At 54.9% G+C, this 6691-nt stretch carries 6 protein-coding genes; all 6 read left to right on the forward strand.

Features of this window, described 5'->3' with window-relative positions:
• The first annotated feature begins 173 nt into the window (after positions 1-173).
• Entirely contained in the window at positions 174-611 is a 438-nt protein-coding gene (locus tag ACOJWD_RS11205) for a zinc ribbon domain-containing protein (RefSeq protein WP_486993316.1), read from the forward strand.
• A 1030-nt stretch (positions 612-1641) separates the two neighbouring features.
• A complete protein-coding gene (locus ACOJWD_RS11210; protein WP_486993317.1) occupies positions 1642-1959 on the forward strand; it encodes an ArsR/SmtB family transcription factor in 318 nt (105 codons plus the stop codon).
• A 45-nt stretch (positions 1960-2004) separates the two neighbouring features.
• A complete protein-coding gene (locus ACOJWD_RS11215; protein WP_486993318.1) occupies positions 2005-3894 on the forward strand; it encodes a proton-conducting transporter transmembrane domain-containing protein in 1890 nt (629 codons plus the stop codon).
• Between the two features lie 22 nt (positions 3895-3916).
• Positions 3917-4828: a respiratory chain complex I subunit 1 family protein gene (locus ACOJWD_RS11220; RefSeq protein WP_486993321.1), complete on the forward strand. Its 912-nt coding sequence runs from the start codon at positions 3917-3919 to the stop codon at positions 4826-4828.
• On the forward strand, positions 4825-5448 hold the full coding sequence (locus ACOJWD_RS11225; RefSeq protein ID WP_486993319.1) for a hypothetical protein: 624 nt from the start codon (positions 4825-4827) through the stop codon (positions 5446-5448). The genes ACOJWD_RS11220 and ACOJWD_RS11225 overlap by 4 nt, the downstream gene beginning before the upstream one ends.
• Before the next feature lie 6 nt (positions 5449-5454).
• Positions 5455-6691 (forward strand): proton-conducting transporter transmembrane domain-containing protein (locus ACOJWD_RS11230; RefSeq protein WP_486993320.1); only part of this gene is annotated, 1237 nt, incomplete at its 3' end.

The raw sequence follows: 6691 nt of genomic DNA on the forward strand, positions 1-6691 counted from the left end.
AGAAAGGGGGTGTGGGAATGCATATCGAGATTCGTCTGACCGTGTCGAGCGGCGTGATCGTCTATCTCGTATGGCTGATTCGGCAGAAACGCCGATAGTCCTCGCCCGCCGCTCCTGCTCGCAACAGGGGCGGCTTCTCCTTACACTATACGATTTGGCACGAGACTATGCAAATGCGCAGGCATCAGAAACCCCGGTTCAGTTCAGTCTTGCCCCTTTGTGCCGTCCTCACGTTGACTCGCTCGTCTTCTTTGACGACGATGCTCATCGACCGGTATGACGTGATCGCCATCGAAGACCTGAACCTCGCCGAGATGATGAAAAATCATCGGCTGGCCCGGGCCGTAGCCGATATGGACTTGGGGGAATTTCGCCGCCAGTTAGAATACCAGGCTGCCCAACGTCGTAAGACGGTGGGCGTGGTAAACCGCTGGCGTCCGAGCAGCAAAACCTGTTCGACGGGTGGATACAAAATGCCGGAAAAGTCGTTACGTGTGCGGGCATGGCCTGCCCACACTGTCAGACGCACCATGACCGCGACGTCAATGCAGAGATCAATCTCAAAACTGTGGCCGAGACGAGCTTTACAGCGAGTCCTGGAAGTTCGGTGAGGGACTCCTCGCCCGGTCACGTTTCATCACGGAAGCGCTCGGTGACTCGCTTGGGGAGCGTCCGCCCGTGGATGACCCTTCGAAATCTCCGTAGGGGGACGACCGGCCAACGGCCCTAAGAAGCGGTGGCGCGATGAACCAAGAAGGTGGCAACAGGTGGATCATGTGCATAGTGATTATCGAACCTGGCTAAGTCTATCCGAACGGTATCGGAAGTTCATTGTGAAAAATTATATTGTTCTACCCCTCCGTCGATGAGAAATCCTCATTACAATCGTCTATGCCTGACGGGATGGGCTTCAACTGCTGTACTCGGGTTATGGGACTCACCCGCGTGGTCTTGATCTAATGACGGGATAAGAAGCGAAGGTGCAGTGGTCAGACCCCGTGACATCCGTGCGAAGTGTACGGAATGTCAGAACCTCTAACCGTACGGTAGAGGATTTGCCTGCACTCCCGAGTCTTCACGAACTGGAAGAAAAGCTCTTCCCGACACTTTCAGGGGAGTAGCTGCCAAACTCGTCGAACTAGAAGCAACAGACCGTGTGGGCACCCGGCACTGGGTATGGGTCTTCACGTGCGGAGCGCACCTTCACCCGGGACCGCGGGACTACCTGAGGACGATCCGATTGACGCCTATATATGGCCGACCATGACGAGGCACTGATCCCGTTCCCTTTTCCCGGAAAAACGGCCAGCGGAGAATCCTCCAAGCCTCCCCCTCAGCATTCGCTGAGGGGCTAGACAGCAGGAGTTCTGAATACGTCAATCAGCAAACTCCAGCGCTTCGGGCTGATTTTGCTTGGACATTTTGCACGTTACGTAGGCGGATCTGATGACAGGAACGTGAGTCAGAGTGATGACAAAATTTCGTCGTTGACTGATGTCTAAGTGGGCTCTCCCCGCGACGGGCATATCGCCGTTGATCCCATTCCATGCCAGATTAATCCTTTGTCTCCACTTCTCTCTTGATTTATTATATTCAAATAAACTAATATATGCATATTGTGATCTTTACGGGAGGACAACCATGGCTGCACTACACGAATTTAAGGCCGAATTGTTTAAAGCAATGGGCCACCCTATTCGACTTAGAATTCTTGAGTTACTCGAAACGGGAGAAAAAACGGTGTCAGAGCTGCAAGCGGCTCTCGGCGTCGAAGCCTCCTCGGTGTCTCAGCAACTATCATTGATGCGCGCCCGCCAGTTAGTGATAGCGCGCAAGAATGGCACCAGTGTGTTTTATACCGTTCACGATCCACTCATTTTTGAATTGCTCAGCATCGCTCGTCAAATTTTTGAACATCAAGTCGCGCAAATGTCGTCGCTCTTAGATGACCACTCGTAGGCCCTCATGACTCACGTACATCGGACAGCAAAGGAGTTTACACACATGATTTGGGGACTACTGGTGCTCGGGTTGATCGCGTTTTTCAGTGCGCCATCACTAAGATGGTCATATCGAGCGACGTTTGCGTTTAGCCTCGGAATTCTCCTTGATGGCGTTCTCTTTCTCATTCATCCGGGACTTCTTACGCCCAGGGTCACCTATCTCGCGGTCAGCCCGCTGCGCGCCTGGTTCCTTCTCATCTTGGGCATCGTGTCCAGCATGGTGTCGTGGTATCGGGTCGGTTACCACGACCACCATCGCTCCGGACGCTATTGGCTTCCCCTGTTTCTGCTGAGCATGCTACTGGTCATTTTGTCGAATAATGTCTGGGTCTTTATGACGGTCTGGGAGGGCATGACCATCACCTCGTTCTTCCTGGTGCTCACCCATCATCAAAAGCCCGCTGTGCTGTCATCGGGGTATATCTACCTCATTATGTCGCAACTCAGTGCCATGCTCATTTTAGGGGGCATGCTGCTGGTGGCCAGTCACTTAGGTACAATGAACTTTTCGCTCTGGGCCCGAGATGCCCGGCATCTGTCCCCTGGGGTGAAGGATGCGGCAGGGGCCTTACTCGGATTAGGCTTTGCCATGAAGAGCGGGGTAGTGCCCTTTCACATTTGGCTCCCTCGTGCGCATCCCGTCGCACCGGCCCCGGTGTCTAGTCTCATGTCCGGCGTTATGATTAAACTCGGGATATTTGGCATACTGCAATTTCTCTTAATAGACTTCGGCCCGTCCGCTAAATGGTGGCCGCTTGTCATTCTCGCGGTCGGTGCGTTCACCAGTCTTCTTGGCATCCTCTACGCGCTCATGGAAAAAGACCTCAAGCGGTTACTGGCCTATTCCAGTATTGAAAACGTGGGGATCATTTTGCTCGGGATCGGAGTGATGGCGGCAGGGATCGACTGGCACGATCCCCTCCTCACCGTGTTGGGCCTCGCCGCTGCGTTGTTCCACAGTTTGAACCATGCTGTGGTCAAAAGCCAACTTTTCTTAGCGGCCGGTGCCGTTGAACAACACACCGACACCTTAGACGCGAACCAATTAGGGGGACTCATCCGTACGCTGCCCGGCATTGGACTGGGATTCATTGCGGGATCGATGGCGATGAGTGCACTTCCGCCATTCAATGGTTTTGTGAGTGAATTTCTAACCCTACGCGGCTTGTTGGCGCTTGCAAGCCATCTGTCGGGAGCCTACGCGGTGTACGGATTAGGACTCGCCGCTATCTTAGGACTCACCGGGGCACTGGCCGCGGTGGCTTTTGTGAAAGCCACGGGGGTCATTTTCCTGGGCGAACCGCGTCAACCAGTCTCGAGTCATCCGATTCCCCGCAGCATGACGGCAGCCATTTTGGGATTGGGGGGCATTGCCCTATTGCTCGGAGTGGCTCCCGAGATTCTTCTCCACGGCGTGACTCTCATAACAGTCCCAGGACTCGTATCAGCCGACCCCCTACGGCAATTTCTTCTCGCCCCAAGGGTGGGATTTTTGGCACTTTTGGTCATCGGCGGTACCGGGGTTTTAGCGATTGTGAGTCGTGCGTGGGCCATTCCTTCTGGCGCGCGCTGGGCCTCCGGCCGCGTCGCCGACGCCTCCATGCAGTTCACAGCGACCTCCTTTACCAAAGCGATTCGCACCACATTTGCAGTCATTTATCGTCCCCACCGTGAGTTAGTCCGCGAGGGTCCTCACGCACCGCAGTTTCCCGATCATCTCACCTATCGCGGTGGAACTCGACCGATCTGGGAGCGCTATATCTATCGCCCCCTCTATCAATCTGTCTGGCGCATCTCGCATGCGAGCACCAAACTGCAAGCGGGTCCGGTGCGCCTCTATCTCGCGTATCTCTTAGGCACGGTCGGTCTTATGCTGGCGCTCTTACACTAATGAAAGGGGTTCGACCATGATCATGCGGTGGCTTATACAAATAATAGCGGTGGTCCTGCTTTTTTTCCTCTCGCCGTTACTATGGGGCATCATGCAAACAGTCAAAGCGCGCATGCAAGGGCGACGCGGTCCGGGACTAACCCAAACCTATTGGACCATCGCCAAAAACTGGAGAAAAGAGACCACCGCTCCAGCGTTTAGTTCCTGGGTCTTTCGCCTTTCGCCGAGTGTCAGCATGGCAGCCTTAGTCACCGTTCTGATTCTTCTACCCACGATGGGACCCGCCTCCCCCTGGCCGCATAATCTGCTCGATATCTTTTTCTTACTCGCCTTAGAACGGTTTTGGGTGGGATTGGCGGGGCTGGATACGGCAGGGACCTTTGGGGGACTGGGCGCCAGTCGCACAATGACCTTAGGCAGCGGTGTCGAACCTGGGCTCATCGCCGCCATGGGGGTGCTCTTTTACCTCACCGGTCATACCACCATCACACCGCTTTATGGGTTGTCTCCCACTGGACCGATCCACATCATTCCCTGGACCTTGGCCATGATTAGTTATGCGTTCGTTCTCACCGCCGAGTTAGGTCGGCTTCCGGCGGACAATCCCGACACCCATTTGGAATTGACGATGATTCACGAGGCCACCCTATTAGAGAGTAACGGGCGGCTCTTGGCGATGTCGCAATGGGCGATGGCGCTTAAAGTCACGGTGATGATCGCCCTTGGATGGATTATTTTCGGCCCTCATTGGGTCTCCCCATGGCTTAACCTCGGACTATTAATTGCTGAACTGTTGGCCACCGGAATTCTTTTGGCGTGGGTAGAAAGTCGCTTTGCGAAAATGCGCTACTTTCATCTTCCCGGATACTTGGCGCTTGCGGCAGGAATTGGCATGCTGGCCTGTTATCTGGTCGCGGGAGGGCTCACCCTATGAATACCCTTGGCCTTATCCTCTTTGCCACCGCGGCTGGCCTCTTGTGGTCACGCAACATGCGCTATTCTATTCTCTTTTTAATGCTGGAAGGCATTCTTTTGGCGATTATGGTATGGACGATGGAGCCCATGGGCTGGTCGTCAATTCTGGTCGGACTGGCCACCTTGGCGATCAAGGCAGTGCTCATTCCGACCGTGCTCTATCGCATGATGCGGGCATGGCCGCCGCCTGTGCGACAAGACCATCCCTTGCCGCTATGGGCCTATGCCATAGCCGTCGTGGTGGTCTTAGCGGTGGCTCATGTCATTCACTTGTTGGCCCCTACCCATGTGATTGAGTACACGCTCCTCTTCTTCTATGCCCTCTCGATGATTCATCTGGGGTTGGTCATGATTGTCGCGCGCCGTCACTTGCTCTCGCAAATGGCCGCCTTGGTCGGCATCGAAAATGGCTTGGTGGTCTTGGCAGCGTCTTTGGCGGGATCGCTACCGACTTTTGTGGAACTGGGGATGTTAGTAGACCTCTGCACCGCGGTCACACTTTTGGTGTGGACCAGCCATCGCATTCATGATCAGTTTCACACCACTGATGTCACAGCGCTACGGCGTCTAAGGGGGTAATTCTTGATGCTCTACGATAGCGTTCTTCTCGCACCACTGTGGCTCAGTATCACCGCGGTCGTCCTACGGGGTCGACTGAAAACCGCCTGGTCGAGGTGGGTCACCCTCTGGGTGGCACTAGACTTGATCATCGGTGTCGTCCTCAACTTTCATGGTCTTTTGAGAGGAGACTGGCATGCCATCTTTGTCGTCATCACCAATCTCATTGCCCTCACCAGTGCCTGGGATAGCGAAAAGTGGCTAGGGGAACATCCGCGCACCCTCCCTCACCGTTACTATCTTTGGTGGGGTCTCTTTTGGTGCGCCCTCTTGGTCATTGGACTCTCCGAAAACCTGGCGCTATCGTGGCTGGCCGTCGAGTTCTCGACATTGGCTTCAGGAGCGCTCATCATTGAAATGGGCGACCGGCGAGCACTGGAGGCGGCCTGGAAATATATTGTCATAGCCTCCGTGGGTCTGGTATTGGCTCTCATCGGCATTGTCTTTATCTATGCCAGCCTGCGCTTTCAAAAAGAGGCCTGGGCCACCCTCAATTATGCGAATCTTTTCGCTCAATATCACCATATTGCCCCGGTCGTGCGACAATTGGCCGCCATCTTTATTGTCAGTGGGTTTGGGACCAAAGCCGGATTAGTCCCATTCCACACCTGGCTTCCTGACGCCCATTCCGAGGCGCCATCCCCTGTGAGTGGACTTCTCTCCGGCATCTTGTTGGGACTCTCACTCTTTACCATCGCTCGCTTTATTCAATCGGTCCCCTCCCCCGCGGGCGTCTTTTTATCCGGCCCTCATTTGCTCACGATCTTCGGCACGCTCTCGGTCGTCGTGGGTTCCCTGGCCCTTTTCGTGCAAAAGGATATCAAGCGCCTTTTAGCCTATTCCTCCATCGAACAAGTGGGACTGATGGCGGTTGCGTTAGGCATTGGGACGCGAGCCGCCATCACGGCGGCGTTGCTTCAATTTGTCTTCCACGCCCTGATTAAATCGAGCCTTTTTTATGGCGCGGGCCATCTCTCCGTGCGGTATGGCACCAAGCGGCTCGACAAAATCACCGGACTTACTGATCTGAACCGACTGGGAGCCGTTTTATGGGCGCTCGGACTATTGGCACTCGCTGGCCTTCCTCCGCTGGGCCTCGCGTATAGTGAGTGGCTCATTATGGCGGCCTTATGGTCTCATCACGCCTATGGTGTGCTGGTCTTCCTTTCGGGATCGCTGGTGCTCACCTTTGCTGCGCTGACCT

The sequence above is a fragment of the Sulfobacillus sp. TH-112 genome, assembly GCF_057473405.1.

Coding starts and splice junctions, on each gene's coding strand:
- ACOJWD_RS11225 (WP_486993319.1), top strand. CDS start 4,825: ATGAATACCCTTGGCCTTATCCTCTTTGCCACCGCGGCTGGCCTCTTG.
- ACOJWD_RS11210 (WP_486993317.1), top strand. CDS start 1,642: ATGGCTGCACTACACGAATTTAAGGCCGAATTGTTTAAAGCAATGGGC.
- ACOJWD_RS11215 (WP_486993318.1), top strand. CDS start 2,005: ATGATTTGGGGACTACTGGTGCTCGGGTTGATCGCGTTTTTCAGTGCG.
- ACOJWD_RS11220 (WP_486993321.1), top strand. CDS start 3,917: ATGCGGTGGCTTATACAAATAATAGCGGTGGTCCTGCTTTTTTTCCTC.
- ACOJWD_RS11205 (WP_486993316.1), top strand. CDS start 174: ATGCGCAGGCATCAGAAACCCCGGTTCAGTTCAGTCTTGCCCCTTTGT.